The sequence below is a fragment of the Type-C symbiont of Plautia stali genome, from assembly GCF_059730935.1.
The window spans coordinates 3,582,296-3,608,500 of record NZ_AP035923.1 but is presented as its reverse complement, the minus strand read 5'-3'; the positions used below and the strand labels follow the sequence as shown (position 1 = coordinate 3,608,500).

General features: G+C 57.6%; 27 protein-coding genes, 1 tRNA gene and 1 pseudogene. 17 read left to right on the top strand and 12 right to left on the bottom strand.

The genetic code is table 11. The features are described 5' to 3' along the window. Positions 1–298 precede the first annotated feature (298 nt). Positions 299–1,318 carry a LacI family DNA-binding transcriptional regulator gene (locus AC6I7J_RS17090; RefSeq protein ID WP_058770054.1) on the top strand — a complete coding sequence of 340 codons (1,020 nt, stop codon included), beginning with the start codon at positions 299–301 and terminating at the stop codon, positions 1,316–1,318. A 29-nt stretch (positions 1,319–1,347) separates the two neighbouring features. On the opposite strand, the gene AC6I7J_RS17085 is transcribed toward AC6I7J_RS17090, so the two are convergent. Further along, positions 1,348–1,518: a hypothetical protein gene (locus AC6I7J_RS17085; protein WP_193751842.1), complete on the bottom strand. Its 171-nt coding sequence runs from the start codon at positions 1,516–1,518 to the stop codon at positions 1,348–1,350. Here AC6I7J_RS17085 and AC6I7J_RS17080 point away from each other — a divergent pair. Both AC6I7J_RS17080 and AC6I7J_RS17075 read left to right on the top strand, forming a co-directional pair. Next, entirely contained in the window at positions 1,517–2,440 is a 924-nt protein-coding gene (locus AC6I7J_RS17080) for a TIM barrel protein (RefSeq protein WP_058770056.1), read from the top strand. The two genes, AC6I7J_RS17085 and AC6I7J_RS17080, sit on opposite strands and share 2 nt — an antisense overlap. Before the next feature lie 10 nt (positions 2,441–2,450). Further along, positions 2,451–3,620 (top strand): Gfo/Idh/MocA family protein, encoded by a 1,170-nt coding sequence (locus AC6I7J_RS17075; protein WP_498006239.1) that lies wholly within the window; start codon positions 2,451–2,453, stop codon positions 3,618–3,620. 94 nt (positions 3,621–3,714) lie between these two features. Here the strand turns inward: AC6I7J_RS17075 and AC6I7J_RS17070 are convergent. Beyond that, positions 3,715–3,969, bottom strand: a pseudogene (locus AC6I7J_RS17070) (LysR family transcriptional regulator); the annotation flags it as partial. Between the two features lie 405 nt (positions 3,970–4,374). Between AC6I7J_RS17070 and AC6I7J_RS17065 the strand changes: the two are divergent. Together AC6I7J_RS17065 and AC6I7J_RS17060 are read left to right on the top strand one after the other, a co-directional pair. Then, positions 4,375–4,740 carry a type II toxin-antitoxin system RelE/ParE family toxin gene (locus tag AC6I7J_RS17065; RefSeq protein WP_072210002.1) on the top strand — a complete coding sequence of 122 codons (366 nt, stop codon included), beginning with the start codon at positions 4,375–4,377 and terminating at the stop codon, positions 4,738–4,740. Continuing rightward, the gene (locus tag AC6I7J_RS17060) at positions 4,727–5,026 is read left to right on the top strand and encodes a helix-turn-helix domain-containing protein (RefSeq protein ID WP_010615565.1); all 300 of its coding nucleotides are present in this window, start codon (positions 4,727–4,729) and stop codon (positions 5,024–5,026) included. Before AC6I7J_RS17065 ends, AC6I7J_RS17060 begins: the two co-directional genes overlap by 14 nt. 84 nt (positions 5,027–5,110) lie before the next feature. On the opposite strand, the gene AC6I7J_RS17055 is transcribed toward AC6I7J_RS17060, so the two are convergent. The 5 genes from AC6I7J_RS17055 to aspA form a co-directional block, all read right to left on the bottom strand. Continuing rightward, positions 5,111–5,186: transfer RNA gene (locus AC6I7J_RS17055), tRNA-Phe, on the bottom strand. Positions 5,187–5,294: 108 nt separating this feature from the next. After that, positions 5,295–5,873 (bottom strand): division control transcriptional repressor DicD, encoded by a 579-nt coding sequence (gene dicD / locus AC6I7J_RS17050; protein ID WP_021507771.1) that lies wholly within the window; start codon positions 5,871–5,873, stop codon positions 5,295–5,297. A gap of 66 nt (positions 5,874–5,939) precedes the next feature. Beyond that, positions 5,940–7,637, bottom strand: a complete 1,698-nt coding sequence (locus AC6I7J_RS17045; protein ID WP_498006236.1) for a protein-disulfide reductase DsbD — start codon at positions 7,635–7,637, stop codon at positions 5,940–5,942. 86 nt (positions 7,638–7,723) lie between these two features. Then, positions 7,724–9,025: an anaerobic C4-dicarboxylate transporter gene (locus tag AC6I7J_RS17040; RefSeq protein ID WP_058759604.1), complete on the bottom strand. Its 1,302-nt coding sequence runs from the start codon at positions 9,023–9,025 to the stop codon at positions 7,724–7,726. A gap of 114 nt (positions 9,026–9,139) precedes the next feature. Further along, positions 9,140–10,576 carry an aspartate ammonia-lyase gene (aspA, locus tag AC6I7J_RS17035; RefSeq protein WP_021507768.1) on the bottom strand — a complete coding sequence of 479 codons (1,437 nt, stop codon included), beginning with the start codon at positions 10,574–10,576 and terminating at the stop codon, positions 9,140–9,142. Between the two features lie 375 nt (positions 10,577–10,951). Between aspA and AC6I7J_RS17030 the strand changes: the two genes are divergently transcribed. The 4 genes from AC6I7J_RS17030 (at position 10,952) to AC6I7J_RS17015 (ending at position 14,136) form a co-directional block, all read left to right on the top strand. Beyond that, positions 10,952–11,404 carry an FxsA family protein gene (locus AC6I7J_RS17030; protein ID WP_021507767.1) on the top strand — a complete coding sequence of 151 codons (453 nt, stop codon included), beginning with the start codon at positions 10,952–10,954 and terminating at the stop codon, positions 11,402–11,404. 193 nt (positions 11,405–11,597) lie between these two features. Then, positions 11,598–11,891 carry a co-chaperone GroES gene (locus AC6I7J_RS17025; RefSeq protein ID WP_021507766.1) on the top strand — a complete coding sequence of 98 codons (294 nt, stop codon included), beginning with the start codon at positions 11,598–11,600 and terminating at the stop codon, positions 11,889–11,891. Positions 11,892–11,937: 46 nt separating this feature from the next. Continuing rightward, complete coding sequence (gene groL, locus AC6I7J_RS17020; protein WP_021507765.1) at positions 11,938–13,593, top strand: chaperonin GroEL; 1,656 nt, start codon at positions 11,938–11,940, stop codon at positions 13,591–13,593. A 195-nt stretch (positions 13,594–13,788) separates the two neighbouring features. Further along, complete coding sequence (locus tag AC6I7J_RS17015; RefSeq protein WP_021507764.1) at positions 13,789–14,136, top strand: DUF4156 domain-containing protein; 348 nt, start codon at positions 13,789–13,791, stop codon at positions 14,134–14,136. Between the two features lie 145 nt (positions 14,137–14,281). Here AC6I7J_RS17015 and epmB read toward each other — a convergent pair whose 3' ends face one another. Beyond that, complete coding sequence (epmB, locus tag AC6I7J_RS17010) at positions 14,282–15,310, bottom strand: EF-P beta-lysylation protein EpmB (protein WP_058759602.1); 1,029 nt, start codon at positions 15,308–15,310, stop codon at positions 14,282–14,284. Positions 15,311–15,350: 40 nt separating this feature from the next. Here epmB and efp point away from each other — a divergent pair, with 40 nt between their 5' ends. The 3 genes from efp (at position 15,351) to epmA (ending at position 17,345) form a co-directional block, all read left to right on the top strand. After that, positions 15,351–15,917, top strand: coding sequence for an elongation factor P (gene efp, locus AC6I7J_RS17005; protein WP_021507762.1), 567 nt, complete (start codon positions 15,351–15,353; stop codon positions 15,915–15,917). Between the two features lie 151 nt (positions 15,918–16,068). Continuing rightward, the gene (locus AC6I7J_RS17000) at positions 16,069–16,203 is read left to right on the top strand and encodes an entericidin A/B family lipoprotein (protein ID WP_031279745.1); all 135 of its coding nucleotides are present in this window, start codon (positions 16,069–16,071) and stop codon (positions 16,201–16,203) included. Positions 16,204–16,367: 164 nt separating this feature from the next. Beyond that, a complete protein-coding gene (gene epmA, locus AC6I7J_RS16995; RefSeq protein ID WP_021507760.1) occupies positions 16,368–17,345 on the top strand; it encodes an elongation factor P--(R)-beta-lysine ligase in 978 nt (325 codons plus the stop codon). Between the two features lie 64 nt (positions 17,346–17,409). Here epmA and degS read toward each other — a convergent pair whose 3' ends face one another. From degS to zapG, 3 genes are all read right to left on the bottom strand, one after another. Continuing rightward, positions 17,410–18,483, bottom strand: a complete 1,074-nt coding sequence (degS, locus tag AC6I7J_RS16990) for an outer membrane-stress sensor serine endopeptidase DegS (RefSeq protein WP_021507759.1) — start codon at positions 18,481–18,483, stop codon at positions 17,410–17,412. 86 nt (positions 18,484–18,569) lie between these two features. Continuing rightward, a complete protein-coding gene (gene degQ / locus AC6I7J_RS16985) occupies positions 18,570–19,940 on the bottom strand; it encodes a serine endoprotease DegQ (RefSeq protein ID WP_031279744.1) in 1,371 nt (456 codons plus the stop codon). Between the two features lie 108 nt (positions 19,941–20,048). Beyond that, the gene (gene zapG / locus AC6I7J_RS16980) at positions 20,049–20,453 is read right to left on the bottom strand and encodes a Z-ring associated protein ZapG (protein WP_021507757.1); all 405 of its coding nucleotides are present in this window, start codon (positions 20,451–20,453) and stop codon (positions 20,049–20,051) included. A gap of 184 nt (positions 20,454–20,637) precedes the next feature. Here zapG and zapE point away from each other — a divergent pair, with 184 nt between their 5' ends. From zapE to sspB, 5 genes are all read left to right on the top strand, one after another. Beyond that, the gene (gene zapE / locus AC6I7J_RS16975; RefSeq protein ID WP_058759600.1) at positions 20,638–21,765 is read left to right on the top strand and encodes a cell division protein ZapE; all 1,128 of its coding nucleotides are present in this window, start codon (positions 20,638–20,640) and stop codon (positions 21,763–21,765) included. A gap of 238 nt (positions 21,766–22,003) precedes the next feature. Next, positions 22,004–22,432 carry a 50S ribosomal protein L13 gene (gene rplM, locus AC6I7J_RS16970; protein WP_021507755.1) on the top strand — a complete coding sequence of 143 codons (429 nt, stop codon included), beginning with the start codon at positions 22,004–22,006 and terminating at the stop codon, positions 22,430–22,432. A gap of 15 nt (positions 22,433–22,447) precedes the next feature. Continuing rightward, positions 22,448–22,840 carry a 30S ribosomal protein S9 gene (rpsI, locus tag AC6I7J_RS16965; protein WP_021507754.1) on the top strand — a complete coding sequence of 131 codons (393 nt, stop codon included), beginning with the start codon at positions 22,448–22,450 and terminating at the stop codon, positions 22,838–22,840. A 329-nt stretch (positions 22,841–23,169) separates the two neighbouring features. Then, on the top strand, positions 23,170–23,811 hold the full coding sequence (gene sspA, locus AC6I7J_RS16960) for a stringent starvation protein SspA (RefSeq protein WP_021507753.1): 642 nt from the start codon (positions 23,170–23,172) through the stop codon (positions 23,809–23,811). A gap of 3 nt (positions 23,812–23,814) precedes the next feature. Beyond that, positions 23,815–24,300, top strand: coding sequence for a ClpXP protease specificity-enhancing factor (gene sspB / locus AC6I7J_RS16955; RefSeq protein ID WP_021507752.1), 486 nt, complete (start codon positions 23,815–23,817; stop codon positions 24,298–24,300). 111 nt (positions 24,301–24,411) lie between these two features. Here the strand turns inward: sspB and AC6I7J_RS16950 are convergent, their stop codons facing one another. Further along, entirely contained in the window at positions 24,412–26,166 is a 1,755-nt protein-coding gene (locus AC6I7J_RS16950; RefSeq protein ID WP_021507751.1) for a sulfite reductase subunit alpha, read from the bottom strand. Positions 26,167–26,205 lie beyond the last annotated feature (39 nt).

Below are 26,205 nucleotides of genomic sequence, written 5' to 3'. Positions count from 1 at the left end.
TTACCCACCACCGCAATCGGCGGCTGGTGTCGCGTCAACTATAAAAACAGCCCGGCACCGGCTCTAATGCTTTGCTGATGCATTTCCATCAGTGCCGGCGACCCGCTGCGGCGATCGTTTGCCAAATAATTATTCTATTTGCGTGAGAAATGAAACGGATGATGGTGTTTGTGCGACAGCGATCAAAAGAATGAGAGGATCTACTCATTTACTGAGGGATAAACACCGGCTTATATGGCGTGAAAGCATAACGTCAGGCATTATTTTTGATAGTTTATTATCATTTAGGGGCTTAACGATGAGCAAAATTACCATGAGCGCGATTGCCGCCGCTGCCGGGGTGGGGATCGCCACCGTGGATCGGGTGCTCAATCGCCGCGCGCCGGTGCGGGCGCAAACCGAACAGAAAGTACTGGCAGCGGCGCATCGGCTGGGTTACCGCAGCAGCCACGCCCCGCTCAGTGCACAGAGCGACGGCGTGACGCTGCGTATGGGGTTTATCCTGCTGTCGGCTTCGTACTCTTTTTATCAAACACTAACCGATGCGCTGCGCCAGCAGACGCAGCCATTTCATCCGGCCGGCAGCGAGCCGCTGTTTGTCTGGCACGAGATTGATGAGGTGGCAGCGGTGGTGGATTCGCTCTACCGGCTGGCTGAGCAGGTGGAGGCTATCGGCGTGGTGGCGCTGGATCATCCGCTGATCCGCCACGCGATAGCGCACGTTTCGCGTCAGGGCGTGCGCGTCTACGCGCTGTTTTCTGACTTCTCGCCCTGTGGGCATGCTGGCTATTTCGGCCTGGATAATCAGAAAGCCGGGCGCAGCGCGGGCTGGATCGCCAGCCATCTGCTGCATCAGCCGGGTCCGGCGGGCGTGCTGCTGGGGGATCACCGCTTTATCTGTCAGGAGAACTGCGAGAGTGGTTTTCGCTCGTATCTGCGCGAGCAGGACAGTGCGCGGCGCGTGCTGGAACCGCTCAAAACCCACGAATCGATTGCCGGTGGTTATCAGGCGACTCGCCAGCTGCTGGAGCAGCATGCCGATCTGGCGCTGATTTACGCGCCGTGCGGCGGCATTGAAGGGGTCGTTCAGGCGCTGCGTGAGCAGCCGCAGCGTAAGGTGGCGCTGATTTGTCACGGCCCGGTCAATGACGGCGACCTGGCGCTGATAGATGGCACCATCACGGTGATGCTGCGCCATCAGATCGCTGACATGGCACGACAGCTGGCGCAAACCGTGCTGCAACGTCACGCTGAGCGCAGCGACCATTTTTCTCAGGTCACCCTGCCGTTTGAGATCGTCATGCGGGAAAATGTCTGAGGCGTTGCGCAGTCACCCTTTGTTATCGCTCACCGGGCGACAGCCACGCCAGCGCGCATGACGACAGCATTTGATAAAAAATTATCAAAAATTTGATAATTAAATTTATGATCGCTATCAAAGAATGAAAGTTCCATGATTGAGGTTGGTGAAATATCTATTTGATACTGACGCCAGCCCTCATCATAAGGAACCATCATGACCCTACACATTGCCAATGCGCCCTGCAGCTGGGGCGTAGACGATCCTGACAATCCTTTCCTGCCGCCATGGCAAACGGTGCTGCGCGAGGCGGCCCAGGCCGGTTACCGCAGCATTGAACTCGGGCCGTGGCGCTATCTGCCGACCGATGCCGCCGAACTGCGCCAGCAGCTGGAAGCGCATCAGCTGTCACTGGTGGCCGGCACCATTTTTGATGATTTGGTTAGCGAGGCGAATTTCCCGGCGATGGTTGAGCTGACGCACAACATCTGCCGCAACCTGTCGCAGGTGCCGTGCGCGGCACGCACGCACGGTGATAACCGGCCCGCGCCCTATCTGGTGATTATCGATTTCGGCAACCCGCAGCGGGCGCAATTTGCCGGCCAGACGGAGAAAGCGCCACGTCTGGCACCCGCGGACTGGCAGCGCATGATGCAGCACATCACTCAGCTCAGTCACATCGCCTGGCACGATTACGGCGTGCGACCGGTGATTCATCCTCATGCCGGTGGCTGCATTGAGTTTGCTGATGAACTGGAGCAGCTGGTACAGGACATCCCGCATGAGGTCGCCGGACTGTGTCTCGATACCGGCCATCTTTTTTATTCCGGCATGGATCCGCAGACCTGGCTGCAACGCTACTGGTCGCGCATCGACTATCTGCATTTCAAAGACATTAATGCGGCCGTCTGGCGCGATGTGATTGCGCGCGGCGTCGACTTTTTCACTGCCTGTGCCGGGGGTGTGATGTGCCCGCTTGGCCAGGGCGCGATTGATTACCCGGCGCTGCGGGCGTTTCTCGCTGAACGTCATTACCAGGGCTGGATCACCATTGAGCAGGAGCGCGATCCGCGCAACGCCGCCACCAGTCTGCAGGACGTCACGGCCAGCCTGCACTACCTGCATTCCATCGGATTCTGAGGAGAACAGCATGATTAACGGGAGCAAAGTACTGGATCGCGCGCTGCGCTGGGGCATGGTGGGCGGCGGCGGCACCAGCCAGATCGGTTACATCCACCGTTCCGCTGCTTTACGCGACGGCAACTTCACCTTAGTGGCGGGTGCGTTTGATATTGATGCGGAGCGCGGACAAGCGTTTGGTCGCGCGCTGGGCGTGGCGGCCGAGCGCTGCTATAGCGATTACGAAACCCTGTTTAAAGCGGAAGCCGCGCGTTCTGATGGCATTGAAGCCGTCTCCATCGCCACGCCGAACAATACGCACTTTGCTATCTGCCGCGCTGCGCTCAGCGCCGGGCTGCACGTGGTGTGTGAAAAACCGCTGTGTTTCACCTCCGCTGAAGCTGAGGAACTGCAGCAACTGTGTAAAGCGCAGCAGAAGATCATCGGCGTGACCTACGGTTATGCCGGCCATCAGATGATTCAGCAGGCGCGCACCATGATTGCTGACGGGCTGCTGGGTGAGATCCGCATTGTGAACATGCAGTTTGCTCACGGCTTTCATCACGAAGCGGTCGAATTACAGAATGCCAGCACCAAATGGCGCGTCGATCCGCGTTTTGTCGGCCCGAGCTATGTGCTGGGCGATCTGGCCACCCATCCGCTGTTTATCGCTGAAACCCTGTTGCCGCAGTTGCAAATAAAACGTCTGCTGTGCAGCCGCCAGAGCTTTGTGGCCTCGCGTGCGCCGCTGGAAGATAACGCCTTTGTGATGATGGAATACGACAACGGTGCGGTCGGTACGCTGTGGGCGTCAGCGGTGAACTGCGGATCGATGCACGGCCAGAAAATTCGCGTGGTGGGGGCCCGAGCCAGTCTGGAGTGGTGGGACGAACAGCCAAACCAGCTGCGCTATGAAGTGCAGGGCGAGCCGGTGCAGATTCTTGAGCGCGGCATGGGTTATCTGCACGCCAGCGCGCTGGCCGATGACCGTATTGGTGGCGGCCATCCCGAAGGATTATTTGAAGCCTGGTCGAATCTCTATCGCCGTTTTGCGCTGGCGATGGACGCCACCGACCGCGGCGATCACGCCTTCCTGCAGGACTTCTGGTATCCGGACGTGCACGCCGGGCTGATGGGGGTACGCTGGGTGGAACAGTGTGTCAAATCGGCGGATGCCGGTGCGGTGTGGGTTGAGTGCTGACTGGCTGACGAAATTTAACCGGAGTGCGAGGCTGCGAGGCGGCATCCGTGCTTTATTGGGAGCCGCTGCGCATGCCTTCTGCAGTCGCTGCGGCGATCTGGTCAATGGCGCGCTGTGCCTGTTCGCACTGATGCAAAATAGTGAAGGCATGATGGTAAAGCATTTTCCCCGCTTCGGTAGGCGTTACGCCGCGTTTGGTGCGGATCAGTAACTGCTGATTCACTTCTCCTTCCAGCGTGGCAAGCTGCTGGCTTAGCGCCGGTTGCGCAATATGCAAACTTTCAGCGGCCTGCGTCAGGCTGCCCGCGTCGACGATTTTGATGAAATATTTAAGGCGACGAAGGTTCACGATTACTCCCTCTGGCGACACGATTCGGTGTATCAAAAACGTCCGGCACGATGAAATACAGCAGACGCTGAGTTAAGGACAAAAGCCACGACGGCAGGCAGGCACTGCGATTAACAGTTTTTTAACATCGACACGCGCAACGCGGCGTGACCGGTGGCGCAATTCGCTGGAAAGATTTGGGCGCAATCGCAAAAGTGTGCGACGCGTCGCGCAAATGGGGCCGAAGCAGCCAGGGTCGTAATGGAGCTAATCGATATTGCATGGGATTGCAGTTTTTTCAGGTACTCCGCACAAGCTGAACACGTCTCCAGCGATGCTGACATCCGGCATGATACAGGTCATCTTTTCAATATAACTTCCGGTTTATATCAGAGCGCTATAAACTACAGGTTATATGAGGTGATTTTGAACAGCTGGAAGGTAGAAACCACCGCGCGTTTTGCCACATGGCTGCAGGCGCAGGATGACGCGATGATTGAGGATGTGTTGGCCAGCCTGGCGGTTCTCAGGGAGTTCGGGCCCACGTTAGGGCGACCTGATGTTGATACCCTCGTCGGGTCGCGTTTTTCCAATATGAAAGAACTCCGTGTTCAGAGTAATGGCCGGGCGATTCGTGCGTTTTTTGCCTTCGATCCGGTCAGACGGGCCATTGTGCTCTGCGCGGGAAACAAAACCGGAACGCATCAGCGGCGTTTTTATCAGGCGATGATTAAACTGGCTGACCGCGAGTATCAACAGCATCTGGAGGAGATGAATCATGCCAAAACTTGAAGACCTGATTGCTCAGCGTTCGCCTGAATCACAGGCGCGCATCAGAAATAAGGCGGCGGAAAAAATCCTCGAGATTCGCCTGCGCCAGCTGCGGGAAGAACTGGCGCTTTCACAGGTACAGCTGGCTGAAAAGATGGGGGTTTCGCAACCTGCTATTGCAGCCATCGAGGCGCGCGGTGATGAACTGAAACTCTCCAGCCTGAAAAAGTACGTTGAGGCGTTAGGCGGAAAATTGAGCGTAACCGTTGAACTGCCAGCCGGTGACGGGCGGATTTTCCAGCTTTAAAGGTTTCTGCCAGGCCGCAGGGTGAGCGATTCTGCCGGCGCAGAAAAGCAAAAACCCAGCCATGAGGCTGGGTTTTCTGAATAGTGGTGCCCGGACGCGGAATCGAACCACGGACACGGGGATTTTCAATCCCCTGCTCTACCGACTGAGCTATCCGGGCAACGGGGCGCATTAAACCCTAATGGCTCACAGCCGTCAACGGGTTTCGTAAAAAAAGCGTAGCAATCGTGACTGATTGCCTGCTTTTCAGGCAGGCTGAACAAAAAGCCTACGCCAGCGCGCCGTTTTGCCGGCATAGCGCGATGCTCAGCACATCTTCAGCCAGACGCCGCGCGGTAGCGACATCCTGCACGTTGCGCTTCACCAGCAGCTTACTCAGACAACCTTCGAGGATCAGCTCCATCTGATCGGCCACCATGCTGGGGTTGTCCAGCGCCAGGTCGACGAGGATTTCATGGGTGAACTGCCAGGAACTGCGCTTCTGCTGTTCGGCGAGCTGGTGCACCGGCTGATCCGGCTGGGGATAGAAACTGCAGGCGGCAATAAACAGGCAGCCAGGAAAGCGGCCTTTACTGACGTGCTCTGCCAGCACGTCGTAACGCGCCAGCAGCTTTTGTGCTGCACTGAGGCGCTCATCCAGCTGCACCTGGCGGCGCCAGCTGTCGATCTGCTGGCCGTGAAAGCGCAGCGCGTCATACAGCAGGGCATCGCGATCGGGCCAGTAGCGCTCCAGCTGATCGCTGGCGAGGCCGCTTTCGCCAGCCAGCTGCTGCAGCGAGGTGGTCGCGGCCAGGCCGCTCTGTTCGAGCACATTCAGCGCATGCTCAAGGATCTGTTCGCGTTGCAAAAGACTCTCCTCCGGAATGCGGGCTCGGGCGCGTACGCCCGGGCAGTGTCGTGCAACCAGTTTCGTTTAACGCGGCAGATTGTGCAAATGGGCGCGGAAATCCGCGGCGTTAAGGAACCCGGTGACGCGTGAATCGGCAATCTCTTTGCCCTGCGCATCGAAGAACAGGATGGTCGGCAGGCCAAGCACCTGCAGATGCTGCAGCAGCGCGTTATCCTGCGCGTTGTTGGCTGTCACGTTAGCCTGCAGCAGCTGCACGTTGCTCAGGGCGCTGCGCACGCCGTCATCGCTGAAGGTGTATTTTTCAAACTCTTTGCAGGCCACGCACCAGTCGGCATAGAGATCGACCATGGTGATACGGCCCTGCGCCTGCTGTAATGCGCTGTCCAGCTGCTGGCTGCTGCTGATGCGCTGAAACGGCAGGTGGGCGACGCTTTGCGTACTGCTGCTGCCAAATGCCCAGTCCTGCAGCGGGCGCGCCACCACCAGCGCGGCCGCCAGCATGATGATCGGCAGCACGCGCGCTGTGCCGCGTGCGTTGAGACTCAGGCTGAACGCCCAGGCAAAAAACGCCACGCCAAGCAGACTCCACAGCCGCAGTCCCCAGATATCGCCCAGCACGCGCTCCAGCAGAAACACCGGCAGCGCCAGAATCACAAAGCCAAAACCCTCTTTCACGCTCTGCATCCACGGACCGCTTTTCGGCAGCAGCCGGTTGCCGAACATCGTCACAGCAATCAGCGGCAGTCCCATGCCGAAGGCGTACAGCCACAGCGTGCCGGCACCGGCCCACAGATTACCGCTCTGCGCGATATACAGCAGGATGGCGCTGAGCGGCGCGGTGGTGCAGGGTGAGCAGATTAGCCCAGCCAGCGCGCCCATCATAAACACGCCCGCCAGCGAGCCGCCTTGCTGACGGTTGCTCCACAGCGTCAGACGCGTCTGGAGGCTGGCAGGCAGCTGCAGCGTGAACAGGCCAAACATCGACAGCGCCAGCAGCACAAACAGCACGGAGAGGCCGATCAACACGTAAGGATGCTGCAGCGCAGCCTGGAAACGCAGGCCCGCCGCAGCCACCACCATACCGAGCAGGGTGTAAGTCAGCGCCATGCCCTGCACGTAGACCAGTGCGAGGGCGAACAGCCGGCCCAGCGAGTAGCGGCGCTGGCCGCCAAGGATGATGCCGGAGATCAGCGGATACATCGGCAGCACGCACGGCGTAAAGGCCACGCCGATGCCAATCAGCAGCGCCCACAGCGGCGAAAACGGCAGCGGCGTGCGGTGAGCGGCCGGTGATGCCGCGATTACCGGCGCGGCGCTATCGGCAGCCATCGCCGTCAGCGGCACCGAGCGGGTCTCCGGCGGATAGCAGAAACCGGCCGCGGCGCAGCCCTGATAGGTCACGCTGAGCGTTGCACCGGCATCGGCCTGGCGCAGGGTGATCGGCAGCTGTACGTCCTGCGGATAGATTTCGCTCTTGCCGTAAAACTCATCTTCATGCGGCTGGCCCGGCGGCAGCGTGACCGGCGCCAGCTGCGCGTGTTGCGAGCTGATGTGGAATTGCTGGCGATAGAGGTAATAGCCGTCCTTCACTTTCCAGCTCAGCGTCAGCTGATGACCCTGCTGGCTGAAATCAAAGCCAAAGGCCTGATCGACTGGCACAAAGCGGTTATTGGTAGTGGGCGAGAACAGGCTGGCCTGTGCCGACAGGCAAAACAGCAGCGCCAGGCACAGGCTTAGCAGGCGGGAAAATCGAGCAGCCATGACGAATTAATCAGCTCCGGTGGCGAATGAGCCGCGATAATAACACGGCTCATTCGCCACGAGGTTTTCAGGATGTAACCACGACGCTACAGGATCAGGCTGCCGAACAGGAAGCCAAACGCCACCGAGAAGGTAATTGCCAGTACGCCGGGAATGATAAACGAGTGGTTGAACACGTACTTACCAATGCGGGTGGAGCCGGTGTCATCCATCTCAACCGCGGCCAGCAGCGTCGGGTAGGTGGGCAGCACGAACAGCGCGGACACCGCGGCGAAGGAGGCGACCGCCGCCAGCGGCGACACGCCGAGCATCAGTGCGGCCGGCATCAGCGCTTTGGTGGTGGCCGCCTGCGAGTAGAGCAGCGTGGCAGCAAAGAACAGCACCAGCGCCAGCATCCACGGATAGCTCTGCAGCATGTCACCGGCCAGCGTCTGGATGTCGCTCAGGTGCGCTTTGACAAAGGTATCACCCAGCCAGGCGACGCCCATCACGCAGATACAGGCGCTCATGCCGGATTTAAACGTGCTGGCACTGAGGATTTCACCGGTTTCCACTTTGCAGGTCAGGCAAATCAGCGTAGCAACCGTCAGCATAAACACCACAATGGCTTCGTTACGCGGCAGCACCGGATTGCTGATCAGGCCCACGCTGTCACTGATTGCCGTCGCGTACAGCACGACCGCCGCAATACCGATCAGGAACAGCAGCACTGCGCGTCTGGCTCCCGGCTTGATGTGATAAACCTGCTCACCGCGCAGTGTCACTTCACCTTTCGCCAGGCGCGCCTGATAGACGTCATCTTCTTTGAGCTCTTTGCCGAGGAAGTTGGTGATCACGGCGGCACAGAAAATGGCCAGCATGGTGGCAGGCAGCGCGACACCGAGCAGCGCCAGATAACTGACGCCGCGCGGTTCAAGAATCGAGGCAAAAAATACCACCGCGGCCGAAAGCGGCGAGGCGGTGATGGCGATTTGCGACGCCACTACGGCTATCGACAGCGGGCGCGAAGGGCGTACGCCTTGCTCTTTGGCCACTTCCGCAATCACCGGCAGAGTTGAAAAAGCAGTGTGCCCGGTACCCGCCAGCAGCGTCATCGCATAGGTCACCAGCGGCGCAAGGAACGTGACATAGCGCGGATGGCGGCGCAGCAGGCGTTCCGCCAGCCCGACCAGATAATCCATGCCGCCAGCCACCTGCATCGCGGCGATGGCCGCAATCACCGCCATAATGATCTCGATGACATCGAACGGGATCGCGCCGGGTTTCATGCCGCAAACCAGCGTCAGCACCAGCACGCCTAAACCGCCGGCAAAGCCAATGCCGATGCCGCCGAGGCGCGCACCCAACCAGATCGCCAGCAGGACAATGAGCAATTCCACCACTACCATAGTTTCACTCCCTGAAGTGCCGCCACACGCAGCCACTTTAGTTATAGACGTCAAAATAAAAAAGCACGCCGTATTGTATACAGGCGTGCTTCAGACGACTTGATCCGGAACGGATTACTGTTCGTTTTCGTCGGTGTAGCGTTTGGCTTTGTATTCCGGGTGCATCAGGTTCTGGATGGAGAAAATATCGTCCAGCTCGGCTTCGGTCAGCAGGCCACGCTCCAGCACCACTTCGCGCACGCTCTTACCGGTTTCAGCACAAATCTTCCCGACGATATCGCCGTTGTGATGGCCGATGTACGGGTTGAGGTAAGTGACGATACCGATGGAGTTGAACACGTAGGCTTCACAGACCGCTTTGTTGGCGGTAATGCCGTTAACGCATTTTTCCAGCAGGTTGTAGCAGGCGTTGGTCAGGATGCTGATCGACTCAAACAGCGCCTGGCCAATCACCGGTTCCATCACGTTGAGCTGCAGCTGGCCGGCTTCAGAAGCCATGGTCACCGTGGTGTCGTTGCCAATCACTTTGAAGCAAACCTGATTGACCACTTCCGGTACCACCGGGTTAACTTTGGCAGGCATGATTGAAGAACCGGCCTGCAGTTCCGGCAGGTTGATTTCGTTCAGGCCGGCGCGCGGACCGGATGATAGCAGACGCAGGTCGTTACAGATTTTCGACAGTTTCACCGCCAGGCGCTTCAGCGCTGAGTGCACCATCACGTAAGCGCCGCAGTCTGAGGTGGCTTCAATCAGATCTTCGGCGGGCACCACCGGCAGGTTGCTGACTTCCGCCAGGCGCTGTACCGCCAGCTGCTGGTAGCCGTCCGGTGTGTTGAGGCGGGTGCCGATCGCCGTGGCGCCGAGGTTAACCTCCAGCAGCAGTTCGGCGGTACGCAGAATGCTGCGCGTCTCTTCGTTCAGCAGTACGTTGAACGCGTGGAACTCCTGACCGAGTGACATCGGCACCGCGTCCTGCAGCTGGGTGCGGCCCATCTTCAGGATGTTTTCAAACTCCACCGCTTTGCGCTGAAAACCTTCGCTCAGCTGGCCAATCGCGTCGAGCAGTTTGAGGATCGAGGCGTAAACCGCAATGCGGAAACCGGTAGGATAAGCGTCGTTAGTGGACTGACACTTATTCACGTGATCGTTTGGGTTGAGATACTGATATTCACCTTTCTGGTGACCCATCAGCTCCAGACCGATGTTAGCCAGCACCTCGTTGGTGTTCATGTTGACCGAGGTGCCCGCGCCGCCCTGATAGACATCAACCGGGAACTGGTCCATGCACTTACCGTTGTTCAGCACTTCATCACAGGCCTGAATGATAGTGTTGGCGATGTGGCGGGGGATGGTTTGCAGCTCTTTGTTGGCGAGCGCGGCGGCTTTTTTCACCATCACCATGCCGCGAACAAACTCAGGGATGTCGCTGATTTTACTGTTACTGATATAGAAGTTCTCAATCGCACGCAGAGTATGAACACCGTAATAGGCATCTGCCGGAACTTCACGCATGCCTAACAGGTCTTCTTCGATACGAATGTTGTTCGCCATGATTACCTTCTTATTATTGCTGCTGTGTTACTGCCGGGCATCCGGAATGGATGGGCGGCGAATAACGTGCAGGTGAAGCAATTATATTGTCGTGGAATACCAGTGCCGACATTTTATCCATCTTCGGGCTGGCGAGCACGATCATATTCTGTCACTGCAGAAATGCTTGTGCACAGATCACTTTACGGACATTTGCTGGCCCAGCGGTAATAACGATATGTGATGTACTTCGCAATTTTAAGTCAGTGGCATAAATTTAACAGTGGCGGTTGAATTTCCCCGGCCGCGTGCCCATCTCATACGTTATGGTCATGCTGACCCTTCAATTTTGCTGCCCCGCACGCTGCGTGGCGGCGCGACTCACAGGAGATATCGGTGCGCTGGTTACCGTTAGTGATTTTTTTTGTTCTGGCCTGGATTGAGATCTCAATTTTCATCCAGGTGGCGCACGCGCTCGGCGTGCTGCTGACCATGCTGCTGGTGATTTTTACCTCGTGCATTGGTGTGTCGCTGGTGAAAAATCAGGGCATGAAGAACTTTATGCTGATGCAGGAGAAGCTGGCGCGTAACGAGAGCCCGGCGGCGGAGATGATCAAAAGCGTGTCGCTGATCATCGCCGGTTTTCTGCTGCTGCTGCCGGGCTTCTTTACCGATTTCCTCGGCCTGCTGCTGTTGCTGCCGCCGGTGCAGAAGCACCTGACGCTGAAGCTGATGCCGCACCTGCGCGTATGGCGCGGCCCGGGACAGGGCCCGGATAGCGGCGTCACCATGGACGGCGAGTTTGAGCGCAAAGATCAGGATCGTATCGGTCACGATAAAGATCGCTGAATGTAAGCGGGGCGGCGTAAGCCGCCCTTTTTGCTGTCTTTTTCGTCATCTGTTACGCAAACGAAAATTTTTTATTTTTTTGCCCTTGAAAGCCCCTTTTCTGCCCCTATCTCTCTCTCCACGAGGCCGGAACCCTCAAGCCCGGCGTTCAACCCAAAATGAATGATTGGACTTCTCAAAGGAGAGCTATCAAATGAAAATTCGTCCGTTGCACGATCGCGTTATCGTCAAGCGTAAAGAAGTTGAAGCCAAATCTGCTGGCGGTATCGTTCTGACCGGCTCTGCAGCAGGCAAATCAACCCGCGGTGAAGTACTGGCTGTTGGCAATGGCCGCATCCTGGAAAACGGCGACGTGAAGCCGCTGGACGTGAAAGTGGGTGATCTGGTGATTTTCAGCGAAGGCTACGGTGCCAAGACTGAGAAAATCGACAACGAAGAAGTTCTGATCATCTCTGAAAGCGACATTCTGGCGATTGTTGAAGCGTAATTTACGCGTAATTCACTGAACGAAACGAATTTAAGGGATATTTGAAATGGCAGCTAAAGACGTAAAATTCGGTAATGACGCACGCGTAAAAATGCTGCGTGGCGTGAACGTACTGGCAGATGCAGTAAAAGTTACCCTGGGCCCGAAAGGCCGTAACGTGGTTCTGGATAAATCTTTTGGTGCACCGACCATCACTAAAGATGGTGTTTCTGTGGCACGTGAAATCGAGCTGGAAGACAAGTTCGAGAACATGGGTGCGCAGATGGTGAAAGAAGTCGCTTCTAAAGCCAACGACGCAGCAGGCGACGGCACCACCACCGCTACCGTTCTGGCACAGGCTATCGTCAACGAAGGCCTGAAAGCCGTCGCGGCGGGCATGAACCCTATGGATCTGAAGCGCGGTATCGATAAAGCCGTTGCCGCAGCCGTTGAAGAGCTGAAAACCCTGTCTGTACCATGCCAGGATTCCCGCGCTATCGCGCAGGTAGGTACCATTTCTGCCAACTCCGATGAAAGCGTCGGTACCCTGATCGCTCAGGCGATGGACAAAGTGGGTAAAGAAGGCGTGATCACCGTTGAAGAAGGCACCGGTCTGCAGGACGAGCTGGATGTGGTTGAAGGTATGCAGTTCGACCGTGGCTACCTGTCTCCGTACTTCATCAACAAGCCAGAAACCGGTGCAGTGGAGCTGGAAAGCCCATTCATCCTGCTGGCTGACAAGAAAATCTCTAACATCCGCGAAATGCTGCCAGTGCTGGAAGCTGTGGCGAAAGCCGGCAAACCACTGCTGATCATCGCAGAAGACGTGGAAGGCGAAGCGCTGGCTACGCTGGTGGTCAACACCATGCGCGGTATCGTGAAAGTGGCTGCGGTGAAAGCACCGGGCTTCGGCGACCGTCGTAAAGCGATGCTGCAGGATATTGCTATCCTGACCGGCGGTACCGTGATCTCTGAAGAGATCGGTATGGAGCTGGAAAAAGCGACGCTGGAAGACCTGGGTCAGGCAAAACGTGTGGTGATCAACAAAGACACCACCACCATCATCGATGGTGTGGGCGATCAGGGCGCAATCTCTGGCCGCGTGACGCAGATCCGTCAGCAGATCGAAGAAGCGACGTCTGACTACGACAAAGAGAAACTGCAGGAGCGCGTTGCTAAACTGGCAGGCGGTGTAGCCGTACTGAAAGTAGGCGCAGCGACTGAAGTTGAAATGAAAGAGAAGAAAGCACGCGTTGAAGATGCCCTGCACGCTACCCGTGCTGCGGTTGAAGAAGGCGTGGTTGCCGGTGGTGGTGTTGCGCTGGTGCGTGTTGCGGCGAAAATCGCAGCATCTGGCCTGAAAGGTCAGAACGAAGACCAGAACGTCGGTATCAAGGTTGCTCTGCGTGCGATGGAAGCGCCACTGCGTCAGATCGTTTCTAACGCCGGTGAAGAGCCATCTGTGGTTGCTAACAACGTGAAAGCGGGCGACGGTAACTACGGTTACAACGCGCAGACCGAAGAGTACGGCAACATGATCGACTTCGGTATCCTGGATCCAACCAAAGTGACCCGTTCTGCGCTGCAGTACGCGTCTTCTGTGGCCGGTCTGATGATCACCACCGAAGCGATGGTCACCGACCTGCCGAAAGGCGACGCACCTGACTTAGGTGCTGGCGCTGGCGGCATGGGTGGCATGGGCGGTATGGGCGGCATGATGTAATTGCCCTGAACGTCTGAGCTGTTGAGAAACCCCCGATCGGAAACGGTCGGGGGTTTTTCTTTTGCCGGCGAACAAGGTATAAGTAAGGGCGCAATACTTCGGCTTTGCGGGTTTAGGGCAATGAATGTTCAGAAAAAATGTGCGCTTTTCTGCTACGCTGCCGCCCGACACTGATGATAATAAATGGGGATTATAATGCGGATTAACCTCTCGCTCGGACTGGCAGTCGGTACCTTACTGCTGGCGGGCTGTAGCACCTCCAACCAACTGAGTGCCGCCGGCGAACGTGTCACCTTTGTTGATCAACAGCCAGGCAGCCAATGTCAGCTGCTGGGCAATGTTACCGGCTCGCAGAGCAACTGGCTGACCGGCTCAGGTGGTGAAGGCAGTTCACTGCGCGGTGCGGCCAACGACCTGCGTAACCGCGCAGCGGAGATGGGCGGCAACGTAATTTATGGTGCCACCAGCCCGACGCAGAACCTGCTGTCTGCCTTTGCCCCGCTCGACAGCAAAATGTCGGGTCAGGTGTATAAGTGCCCGTAATGGCAGAGCAGCAATAAAAAAGCCGCGATAGCGGCTTTTTTGTTTTTGAGTTCAGCCCCTGCGCGGTCGCCATCAATGGCTCCTGCGGAGATGGCGCCGACTGTAGGGTGCGCATTCATGCGCACCGGGCAGCTGGCAGGGAACGTCACTCCTGACGTAGCTGCAGATCCAGCGGCGTTTTGCTCGGCTCACCACCAATTTCTCGCGCCAGCTTCGGCACCATATAGCCCGATACCATGGTCAGCAGCTGCCGCACCAGCGCCCGCGCCTGCTCATCCGGCACAAAGAAGTGCGCCGCACCCTGCACCTTATCCAGCACATGTAAATAGTAGGGCAGGATGCCGGCATCAAACAGCGCATTGCTGAGCTGTGCCAGAGTCTGCGCATCGTCATTAACGCCGCGCAGCAGCACGCTCTGGTTCAGCAGGGTGACGCCGGCGCGCTTTAGCCTCTGCATGCGTTCGCGCAGCGCCTCGTCAATCTCCTGCGCGTGGTTGATGTGGCTGACCAGCAGCACCTGCAGACGCGTATCCGCCAGCAGCTGGCATAGCCCTTCGGTAATGCGCGCCGGGATCACTACCGGCAGCCGGCTGTGAATGCGCAGGCGTTTCAGGTGCGGAATGTTTTCCAGCGCGCCAATCAGCCACGCCAGCTCCTGATCTTTCGCCATCAGCGGATCGCCGCCGGAGAAGATGATCTCGTCGAGCTCGGGATGGGCGGCAATGTAATCAATCGCCGCCTGCCAGTTGCGCTTGTTGCCCTGATTATCCTGATAGGGGAAATGCCGGCGGAAGCAGTAGCGGCAGTTCACCGCGCAGCCGCCCTTGACCAGCAGCAGCGCGCGGTTTCTATACTTATGCAGTAAGCCCGGCACCACGCTGCTCTGCTCATCGAGCGGATCGGTGCTGTAGCCCGGCGCATCGGTAAACTCCTGACGGCTGGTCAGCACCTGCAGCAGCAGCGGGTCCTGCGCATTGCCGCGCTGCATGCGCTGAATAAAGGCGCGCGGTACGCGCAGGGCGAACAGACGGCGCGCCTCGCTCCCGGCTGCCAGATCCGCGTGGTTTTCGAGGGCTAAAAGTTGCAGTAATTCAGCAGGATCGGTGACAACATCAGCAAGTTGCTGCAACCAATCTTCTCTGACGGGGGGATTTAGGGTTACAATGTGTGCCATTTTTTTGGCTATTACCAGTTAATATCTACAGAGGGCCTTTATGGCGACTTATCTTAGCAACGATTTTCGTGCCGGTCTTAAAATCATGTTCGAAGGCGAACCGTATGCCATCGAATCCAGTGAATTCGTTAAGCCGGGTAAAGGCCAGGCGTTTGCACGTGTTAAAATGCGTCGTCTGCTGACCGGTTCACGCGTTGAGAAAACCTTCAAGTCTACCGACTCCGCCGAAGGCGCAGACGTGCGTGACATGACGCTGCAGTACTCCTACAACGACGGTGACTTCTTCTACTTCATGCACCCTGAAACCTTCGAACAGTATCAGGTTGAAGCCAAGGTGCTGGACGACGTGACCAAATGGCTGCAGGACAACGCCGAGTGTATCGTAACCCTGTGGAACGATAAACCGATCGCCGTTCAGCCACCGAACTTCATCGAAGCAGAAATCACCGAAACTGACCCAGGTCTGAAAGGTGATACTGCCGGTACCGGCGGCAAGCCAGCGACGCTGTCTACCGGCGCCGTGATCAAAGTGCCACTGTTCGTACAGATTGGCGAAGTGGTAAAAGTGGACACCCGCTCTGGCGAATACGTTTCCCGCGTAAAATAATCGTCAAATCAGGCGCATCATCGATGCGCCTTTTTTATTTCCGCGCTCTTCCCCGCACCGCGTCTTTTTTCAGCAGCTTAACCGCCATCATGGCGTATCCGGTCTATGCTTTAAAAGCTGTACTTTTACTGCAACCAACAAGGATATGGCTATGTTAAAGAAAAGTATTGTCGCGATTTTCTCGGTACTGGTGCTTTCCTCGCTGCTTTCTGCCTGTAACACCACGCGTGGCGTAGGCGAAGATGTTGAAGCGGGCGGTCAGGCAATTCAGCGCAGCGCGCAGTAACTAAAACCGGTGCGAAACCTGCTTTCGTACCGGCTTTCTCTTCCTCCTGTTGTCCTGCCAGCACCTGTGATTTCTGAAACTGCCTGCCGCGACGGCGGTGCCGTTGTTTGCCGTCAGCAATACGGGTAGACTTCCTCCCCTTGTCTGTATAAGGAGTCATCACCATGAGCGAAACGGCAAGCTGGCAGCCGAGCGCACCCATTGCCAATTTGTTGAAACGCGCCGCCATCCTGGCGGAAATCCGGCGTTTCTTTGCCGATCGCGGCGTACTGGAAGTGGATACGCCTGCCATGAGCCAGGCGACGATCACCGACATCCATCTGGTGCCATTCCAGACGCGCTTTGTCGGACCTGGGGCGGCAGACGGGCGCGATCTGTGGCTGATGACCAGTCCGGAATATCACATGAAGCGCCTGCTGGCGGCGGGCAGCGGCCCGATTTATCAGATGGGGCGCTGCTTCCGTAATGAAGAGGCCGGGCGCCACCATAATCCAGAATTCACCATGCTGGAGTGGTATCGGCCGCACTACGACATGTATCGGCTGATGAACGAAGTCGACGACCTGCTGCAGCAGGTGCTGGAGTGCGACAGCGCCGAATCGCTATCGTATCAGCAGGCGTTTATCCGTCATCTGGAGATCGATCCGCTGTCGGCGGACAAGGCGCAGCTGCGCGAAGCGGCGGAAAAGCTGGGTGAGGGCGAGCTGGCGAATCGCGAAGACGATCGCGACACGCTGCTGCAGCTGCTGTTTATGCTGGGCGTGGAACCGAAAATTGGTCTCGATAAGCCGTGCTTCGTCTATCACTTCCCGGCCAGTCAGGCGGCGCTGGCGGAGATCAGTACCGAAGATCACCGCGTGGCAGAGCGTTTTGAGGTCTATTACAAAGGCGTGGAGTTGGCCAACGGTTTCCGCGAACTGACCGACAGCCGCGAACAGCGTCAGCGTTTTGAGCAGGATAATCGTCGTCGCGCCGCGCGCGGTTTGCCACAGCATCCGATTGATACTTACCTGCTGGATGCGCTGGCGCACGGCATGCCGGCCTGTTCCGGCGTGGCGCTGGGCGTCGATCGCCTGATTATGCTGGCGCTGAAGGCCGATGCGCTCAGTGAGGTGATCGCTTTCCCGGTCGATCGCAGCTAGTTACGCCGCGTTTCTGCACACCCGGCCGCGGCTCAGCGACAGCGCTGTCCGCGGCCGGGTGCGTTTACGGCGAGGTATTATTGGCCGCTTCCGGAAACTCCTGGATGGTAACCGGCAGCGTCATCTTCTGCTCATTGCGCAGCACCTGCACATCAATCACCGATCCCGGGCGGATTTCTGCCACCTGGTCCATGGTCTCCTGCGCGGACAGCGCCGGCTTACCGTTTACCTGCAGCAGGACATCATTGGCCTGAATGCCGGCGCGATCCGCCGGACCGCCCGGCGTCACTTCACTAACAATAATGCCCTGCACCCGATCGAGGTTGCTGCCCTGACCGTGCAGCGGCGGCAGCTCGCGCCCGGTAATACCGATATAACCGCGGATCACCCGGCCATCGCGAATCAGCTTATCCATAATTTTGGTCGCCAGCGCGGTCGGAATGGCAAAACCAATGCCTTCCGGAGTTTCGCCGTCGTTGCTTTTGTCGAAGGTCAGCGTGTTGATGCCCATCAGCTCGCCCAGCGAGTTAATCAGCGCGCCGCCGGAGTTCCCCTGGTTGATCGAGGCATCGGTTTGCAGGAAGTTCTGCCGACCGGAGGAGCTCAGACCGATGCGGCCGGTGGCGCTGATGATGCCCTGGGTGACCGTCTGGCCGAGGTTGTACGGGTTGCCAATCGCCATCACCACATCACCAATATGCGCGACACGTTTGGCGTTAATCGGGATCACCGGCAGATTAGAGGCGCTTATTTTTAACACCGCCAGATCGGTCATGGCGTCGGAGCCCACCAGCGTCGCTTCAAAAAAGCGTCCGTCCTGCAGCGCGACGATAATCTGGTCAGCGTTATTGATGACATGTTTGTTGGTGAGGATGTAGCCTTTCGCGTTCATGATGACGCCGGAACCGAGCGTGGTAATGCCGCGATTATTGTTACCGTGCGCGCTGCGGTTATAGACGTTGACCACCGCCGGCACAGCACGGCGCACGCCCTGATTGAAACTGAAGGGCGCTTCATCGGCGCTGCTGTCGTGATCAAAGGTGACGTTGCTGCCCATTCGCAGCGCCGGGATCGCGACAAGCAGTAAACCTGCCACGATCAGGCCCATCACCACAGAACGTAAAAGTTTAAGAAACATGGTGTTATTTCAGGCAAGAGTTGATCGCAGGGCAGAATAGCACGAGAAGGGCGGACAAACACCTGCTTGTCCGCCCGTTGCGAGGATTATCGCAGAAGCAGGTAAATACTCTCGTCGCCGCGCACCACGTTCAGCGCCAGTACCGGCGGTTTGCCCTCCAGCACTTTGCGCATCTCGGCGAGGCTCTGCACCCGCGTACGGTTGACGCCGACAATCACATCGTCTTTCTGCAGGCCAACCTGTTCTGCCGGCGTGCCTTTTTCGATGGTATCGACTTTGACCCCTTTATCGCCGGCTTTGGTATTGCCGTCACTGAGCGTGGCGCCCTGCAGCGCCGGCGACATCAGCTGGGCGCTGGCGGTGCTCTGCGCGCTCTGTTCCAGCGTTACGGTCACCGTCAGCGGTTTGCCATCGCGCAGCAGACCGATTTTCACCTGCTGGCCTGGCGGCGTGGTGCCGACTTTCACCCGCAGCTCGGCAAAACTGGTGATTGGCTTATCGTTAATGGCGGTGATGATGTCGCCCGCTTTGATGCCCGCCTGTTCCGCCGCCGACTTCGGCAGCACTTCAGAGACAAATGCTCCGCGCTGCGCATCGACGTTAAACGCTTTCGCGATATCGGCGGTCATTTCTGTCCCTTTGATCCCGAGCTGACCGCGCTTCACTTCGCCGAACTGAATCAGCTGCTGCGCCAGGTTCATCGCCATGTTGCTGGGGATGGCAAAGCCAATACCAATATTGCCGCCGCTCGACGCCAGAATGGCGGTGTTAATGCCGATCAGCTCGCCATTGAGGTTCACCAGCGCGCCGCCAGAGTTACCACGGTTGATGGCGGCATCGGTCTGAATAAAGTTTTCCAGCCCTTCCAGATTCAGCCCGCTGCGGCCCAGCGCCGAGATAATGCCAGACGTCGCCGTCTGGCCGAGGCCGAACGGGTTGCCGATCGCCACGGCGAAATCACCCACTTTCAGCGCGTCAGAATCAGCAATTTTCACCTGCGTGAGGTTTTTTGCGCCTTCTACCTGAATCAGCGCGATGTCGGTTTGCTCGTCATGACCAATCAGCTTTGCGTCATATTCGTTGCCATCGCTCAGCTGCACGCTGATTTTATCCGCACCGTTTACCACGTGATTGTTGGTCAGGATGTAGCCTTTAGCTGCGTCGATGATGACGCCGGAACCCAGTCCTTCAAACGGCTGTGGCTGAGACTGCCCGGGCGCCTGGCCAAAGAAGCGCTTCAGCGGCTCGGGAATATCCTGGCCCTGCTGACCGCTGTCGGTGCCCTCGACATGCACGCTGACCACCGCCGGCAGCACTTTTTCCAGCATCGGTGCCAGGCTTGGCAGTGCTTGTCCCTGAATCTGTGCCGGCAACGTGGCCATGGCACCCGGCGTCGCCGCCAGACTCATCCCAATGCTCAAGGCTAATGCGCTTAACAGTCGTGCTGGTTTTTTCATTGCTATGACGCTCTCGCTGCGAAAAGGGGGATAAAAGAAGTGTGACAGTTATTGGTAATAAGCGTTCGGAAAACAAAAAGGGCACAGCCATGCTGTGCCCCAAAAGGATTAACTGCGGGTGGTGCGTTCGCCGCTGCGCAGCAGGCCCGATGCGCCTTCAGAGTAGTCGCGCGGGATCTGCACCGGCGCCTGGTCGTTATCGGCCTCGGCTTCCGTCAGCTGGTAAGCAAACGGGTTTTTCTCGCCCGGCAGATTTGGCAGCAGGTCATTCGACCCTTTCGCCATATGCTGATACAGCTGGCGATAGTCGCGCGCCATGTTGTCCAGCAACTCTGCGCTGCGCGCAAAGTGGTTGGTGAGCTCTTCGCGGTAATCCGCCAGCTCCGCTTTGGATTTTTCCAGTTCGTACTGCATGCTGCGCTGCTCACGCAGCTTTTTGTTGCCAAAACGCATCGCTACCGCGCCGACAATAATGCCAATCACTAAACCAATCAGCCCGTATTCCCAGGTCATAATGACTCCCGTGTAATTTCCGTTGCTTCGTAGGGCATTGCTTCTGTTTCAACTTCAATAGTAGCCACTATACCCGTTAATCCATCGGAAGTGGAATCCTCGGGCTGTATCGCTTAGTGTAGAGCGGCCTAATTTTCGACAACCGACACGTGAATCGGACTTTTTCAGGGATTCTGAGAGAACCATGCAAACCTCATCTCCGCTTGCGCGCTATGAGCAGGCGCTGTCGCAGGGCGAGTTTCGTCCGGACGATGTACAACGTGACGCCATCACCCGTTTAGATCGCATCCAGCAAGGCCTGATTGCCCGCCAGCAGCAGCCGCAGCCGGCAGCTAAAGGGCTGTTTGGCCGCTTATCAAAGCTGATGAATAAAGCGCCGGAGAGCCATGAAGCGCCGGTGCGTGGCCTGTATATGTGGGGCGGCGTCGGACGCGGTAAAACCTGGGTAATGGATCTGTTTTTTCAGTCTATTCCTGGCGATCGCAAACTGCGTCTGCATTTCCATCGCTTCATGCTGCGCGTGCACGAAGAGTTAACGCAGCTGCAGGGCCACAGCGACCCGCTGCTGATTGTCGCTGACCGTTTCAAAGCGGAAACCGATATTCTCTGTTTCGACGAGTTTTTCGTCTCCGACATCACCGACGCAATGCTGCTAGGTACGCTGATGGAAGCGCTGTTTGCCCGCGGCATTACGCTGGTGGCGACCTCCAACATTCCGCCGGATGAGCTGTACCGCAACGGCCTGCAGCGGGCGCGTTTTCTGCCGGCTATCGAGCAGATCAAGCGCCACTGCGATGTGATGAATGTCGATGCCGGCATTGATTATCGCCTGCGCACCCTGACATCGGCCCATCTGTGGAATTTCCCGCTTAACGACGCAACGCACGCGGAGATGGAGCGCATGTTCAGCGCGCTGTCCGGTAAACCGCGCGGCGACGCGCCGGTGCTGGAGATTAACCATCGCCAGTTGCCGACGCTCGGCGTTCACGAAGGCGTACTGGCCATCAACTTCCTCGCGTTGTGCGGTGAAGGGCGCAGCCAGCACGATTACATCGAGCTGTCGCGCCGCTTCCACAGCGTGCTGCTGTACGATGTGCCGGTGATGATTTACAAAACGGAAGACCAGGCGCGGCGGTTCCTCGCGCTGGTGGATGAGTTCTACGAGCGCCACGTCAAGCTGGTGGTGGCGGCAGAAACCTCGCTGTTTGAAATCTATCAGGGCACGCGGCTGAAATTCGAATATCAGCGCTGTCTGTCGCGCCTGCAGGAGATGCAGAGCGAGGAGTATCTTCGCCTGCCGCACCTGCCCTGAGGGGCAAACAGAAATCACCGCTTCGGGCGCAAAAAGAGTCGATCTTTAGATTCGACTTCTCTATAATCTTGCGACCCCACGTTACAGCACAGGCTTTCTTTTCCCGGAAAACTGTGTGATCCGGTAACTCTACCTGAGGGGGTGGGCTTGCTGGGCGAATTGGTCGTGTGAGCCTCAATCGTTAACTTAGCGTTTGGGATTTCACCAACGTGTAACTTTTATTTGGGTAAGCTTTTCAATGAAAACTTTTACAGCTAAACCAGAAACCGTACAGCGTGACTGGTATGTTGTTGACGCAACTGGCAAAACCCTGGGTCGCCTGGCGACTGAACTGGCGCGCCGTCTGCGTGGTAAGCACAAAGCGGAATACACTCCGCACGTTGATACCGGTGATTACATCATCGTTCTGAACGCTGACAAAGTTGCTGTAACCGGCAACAAGCGTAACGACAAGATTTACTATCACCACACTGGCCACATCGGTGGTATCAAGCAAGCGACCTTTGCAGAGATGATCGAACGCCGTCCTGAGCGTGTGATTGAAATCGCGGTTAAAGGCATGCTGCCAAAAGGCCCACTGGGTCGTGCTATGTACCGTAAACTGAAAGTTTACGCAGGTAACGAGCACAACCACGCGGCGCAGCAACCGCAAGTTCTTGACATTTAATCGGGATTATAGGCAATGGCTGAAACTCAAAACTACGGCACTGGTCGCCGCAAAAGCTCTGCCGCTCGCGTCTTTATCAAGCCGGGTAGCGGTAACATCGTAATTAACCAGCGCTCTCTGGAGCAGTACTTCGGTCGTGAGACTGCACGCATGGTCGTGCGTCAGCCGCTGGAGCTGGTTGATATGGTTGGTAAACTGGACCTGTACATCACCGTTAAAGGTGGTGGTATTTCTGGTCAGGCTGGTGCGATCCGTCACGGTATCACCCGCGCTCTGATGGAATACGACGAGTCTCTGCGTTCTGAACTGCGTAAAGCGGGCTTCGTTACCCGTGACGCGCGTCAGGTTGAACGTAAGAAAGTCGGTCTGCGTAAAGCACGCCGTCGTCCACAGTTCTCCAAGCGTTAATTGCTGGCTGCTTCGGCAGTTACAATTGGCTCAAAAAACCCGCTTCGGCGGGTTTTTTATTGCCTGAATCGCGGCTTTTTCAGCGCAAAAACGCGAGCTTTCCCCGCATTTTGCCCGCAAATGATTATCCCCGCCCCACAAGCTGCTTAAAATCTGGTAAACTGACTGACACTTTGCGCCCGCGAGTCGCGGCGTTGTGCATACTGCTCCTGTCGGGACGACCGGACAATGCCCGTAACGCCCGGCTGTGTGCGAATCTGATGAGCAGGTGAGTCGCCGCGTGGTTGGCTATTCGCAGTATTTTTTTGTGAACAAACTTGGAGGTTTTCATGGCTGTCGCTGCCAACAAACGTTCGGTAATGACGCTGTTTTCTGGTCCGACTGACATTTTCAGCCATCAGGTACGTATCGTGCTGGCTGAGAAGGGCGTCAGCGTGGAGATCGAGCAGGTTGAAACGGATAATCTGCCGCAGGATCTGATTGACCTCAACCCGTATCGCACTGTGCCAACGCTGGTCGACCGTGAACTGACGCTGTATGAATCCCGCATCATCATGGAATACCTCGATGAGCGTTTCCCGCATCCGCCACTGATGCCGGTTTATCCGGTCGCGCGCGGTGAAAGCCGTCTGATGATGCACCGCATTGAGCAGGACTGGTACAGCCTGATGCGTACCATTGAAACCAGCAGCGGTGCCGAAGCCGATGCCGCGCGCAAGCAACTGCGCGAAGAGCTGCTGGCCATTGCGCCGCTGTTCTCACGTACGCCGTTCTTTATGAGCGAAGAGTTCAGCCTGGTTGACTGCTATCTGGCGCCGCTGTTGTGGCGTCTGCCGCAGCTGGGTGTGGATCTGGCTGGCGCAGGTTCGAAAGAGCTGAAAGGCTACATGACGCGCGTATTTGAACGTGACTCCTTCCTCGCTTCTTTGACGGAAGCCGAACGTGAAATGCGCCTGCAAGCCCGGGGCTAATCTATGGAAATGTCGCAACTTACTGCCCGCCGTCCCTATCTGCTGCGGGCCTTTTATGAATGGCTGCTCGACAACCAGCTGACGCCGCATCTGGTGGTGGATATCAATCTGCCTGGCGTACAGGTGCCGCTGGAGTACGCTCGTGACGGACAGATTGTCCTGAACATCGCACCGCGCGCGGTGGGTAACCTTGAGCTTGCCAACGATCAGGTGCGCTTCAATGCGCGTTTCGGCGGCGTGCCGCGCCAGGTATCCGTGCCGATGGCTGCGGTGCTGGCGATTTACGCGCGCGAAAACGGCGCCGGCACCATGTTCGAACCGGAGCCGGCTTATGAGCTGTCCGGCGACGAGCAGGAAGGCGGCCAGGAAGAGACGCTGATGTCGGTGATTGATGGTGACCGTCCGGACGATGCGACGGATGACGACTCTTCACCGGATGACGAACCGCCGCCGCGCGGTGGACGTCCTTCACTGCGCGTAGTGAAGTAAATCGCGGAAAATAAAAAACGGGCTGATTAGCCCGTTTTTTTATGCCTGTGTCGCAGCGCGGCTTAGCGCGCGGCAGACCAAAGGGAGCGTAGCGCTCCCTTTGTACCGATCTTAATAAACGTCGCGCAGATAACGCTTATCTTTCTTCAGCTGATCGATATAGGCTGCGGCACGTTCGCTGGAAAGACCACCGAACTGACGCACCACTTCATACAGCGCGGCATCGACATCCTTCGCCATGCGTGAGGCATCGCCACAGACATAGAAGTAGGCGCCTTCCTGCAGCCAGGCGTACAGCTCAGCGCCTTTCTCCAGCATGCGGTTCTGCACGTAAATCTTCTCTTCCTGATCGCGGGAGAAGGCCAGGTCGAGATGCGTCAGCAGACCGCTCTGCTGCCAGCCCGCCAGCTCATCCGCGTAAATGTAATCATGTTCCTGATGCTGGTCGCCGAAGAACAGCCAGTTTTTACCTTCAGCACCGGTCGCCTGACGCTCCTGCAGGAAGGCGCGGAACGGCGCGATGCCGGTACCCGGACCGACCATGATCAGCGGGGCGTTATTGTTCGCCGGCACGCGGAACGCTTTGTTCGGCGAAATAAAGATCGCCGGCTTCTCTCCGCGACGCACGCGTTCAGCCAGATAGGTTGAGCACACGCCTTTACGCTCGCGGCCACCGCTGTGATAGCGCACGGAAGCGATGGTCAGATGCACCTGGTTAGGGTGCGCCTTCGAGCTGGACGAAATGGAGTAAGCACGGTGCTGCAGCGGACGCAGCATCGCCACCAGCTCCGGCACCGACAGGCTGCGCTTCAGCTCGAGCTGCAGCAGATCCAGCGTATCTTTGCCCCACAGCCAGTTGGCCAGAGTGTCTTTATCGTCGTGCTGCAGCACGTGCAGCAGCTCCTGGTTGGTTGTGTGCTGTCCGACCCACTCAATCAGCTTGCGCGACGGCTCAGAAATCTCGAACTGATAGGTCAGCAGATCGCCGAGGTTACGGTCAAAGCCCGGCACCGGGGTTTCGTAGTCGGCTTTCAGTTCGCTCAGCAGCAGGCTCACCAGCCCGGCATCGTTCACCGGGATCACGCCCAGCGCATCACCGGCTTCGTATTTCAGGCCGCTGTCGCTCAGGTCAAATTCGAAGTGACGGATATCTTTGGCGGACTGCTCGCCTGACAGACGCTTATTGGTCACCAGCGCCGCCGCGTATGGGTTTTGCTTGTTGCTGCCTGGGATTACCGGCGCTTCCGGCGCGCTCTCCAGCACCGTGCCGCTGCTGCCCGCGCTGGCGGCAAACTGTGGCATGGCGCTGCCAATCCACTCGCTGGAAGGCTCTTCGTAATCGATGTCGCAGTCGATGCGATCCACTACGCGTTTCGCCCCCAACTGCTCCAGGCGCATATCAATGAACTTACCGGCCTGGCAGAAACCGTCGTAGCCGGTATCGCCGATTGCCAGCACGGCAAAGTGCATCTGCTCCAGACGCGGCGCGGTGCTGGCTGAGATGGCCTGCCAGAACAGCTGTGCGTTGTCTGGCATTTCGCCTTCGCCGTAGGTGGAGGTGACGATCAGTACATGACGCATGGTGGCGAACACATCCAGATCCACTTCACCCAGCGCCTGCACTACCGGCACCAGGCCTTTAGCGCGCGCCGCTTTGGCTGCGGTCTGCGCCAGCGCTTCGGCGTTACCGGTCTGGGAACCAAACAGAATATGCAGCTGGGTGGTGGCGCTGGCGCCCGCTGCCGGTGCGGTCTGCTTGTCTTCTAATACCAGCAGGCGCGAGTGGAGACCGGCGAGAAACCCCGCCAGCCAGTATTTCTGTTCGCCGTTAAACGGCGCGTCTTCAGGAATGTAAGGAATCTTCATGGATATCAGTACTCAAACCGTTTTATCGTCATCAATCTT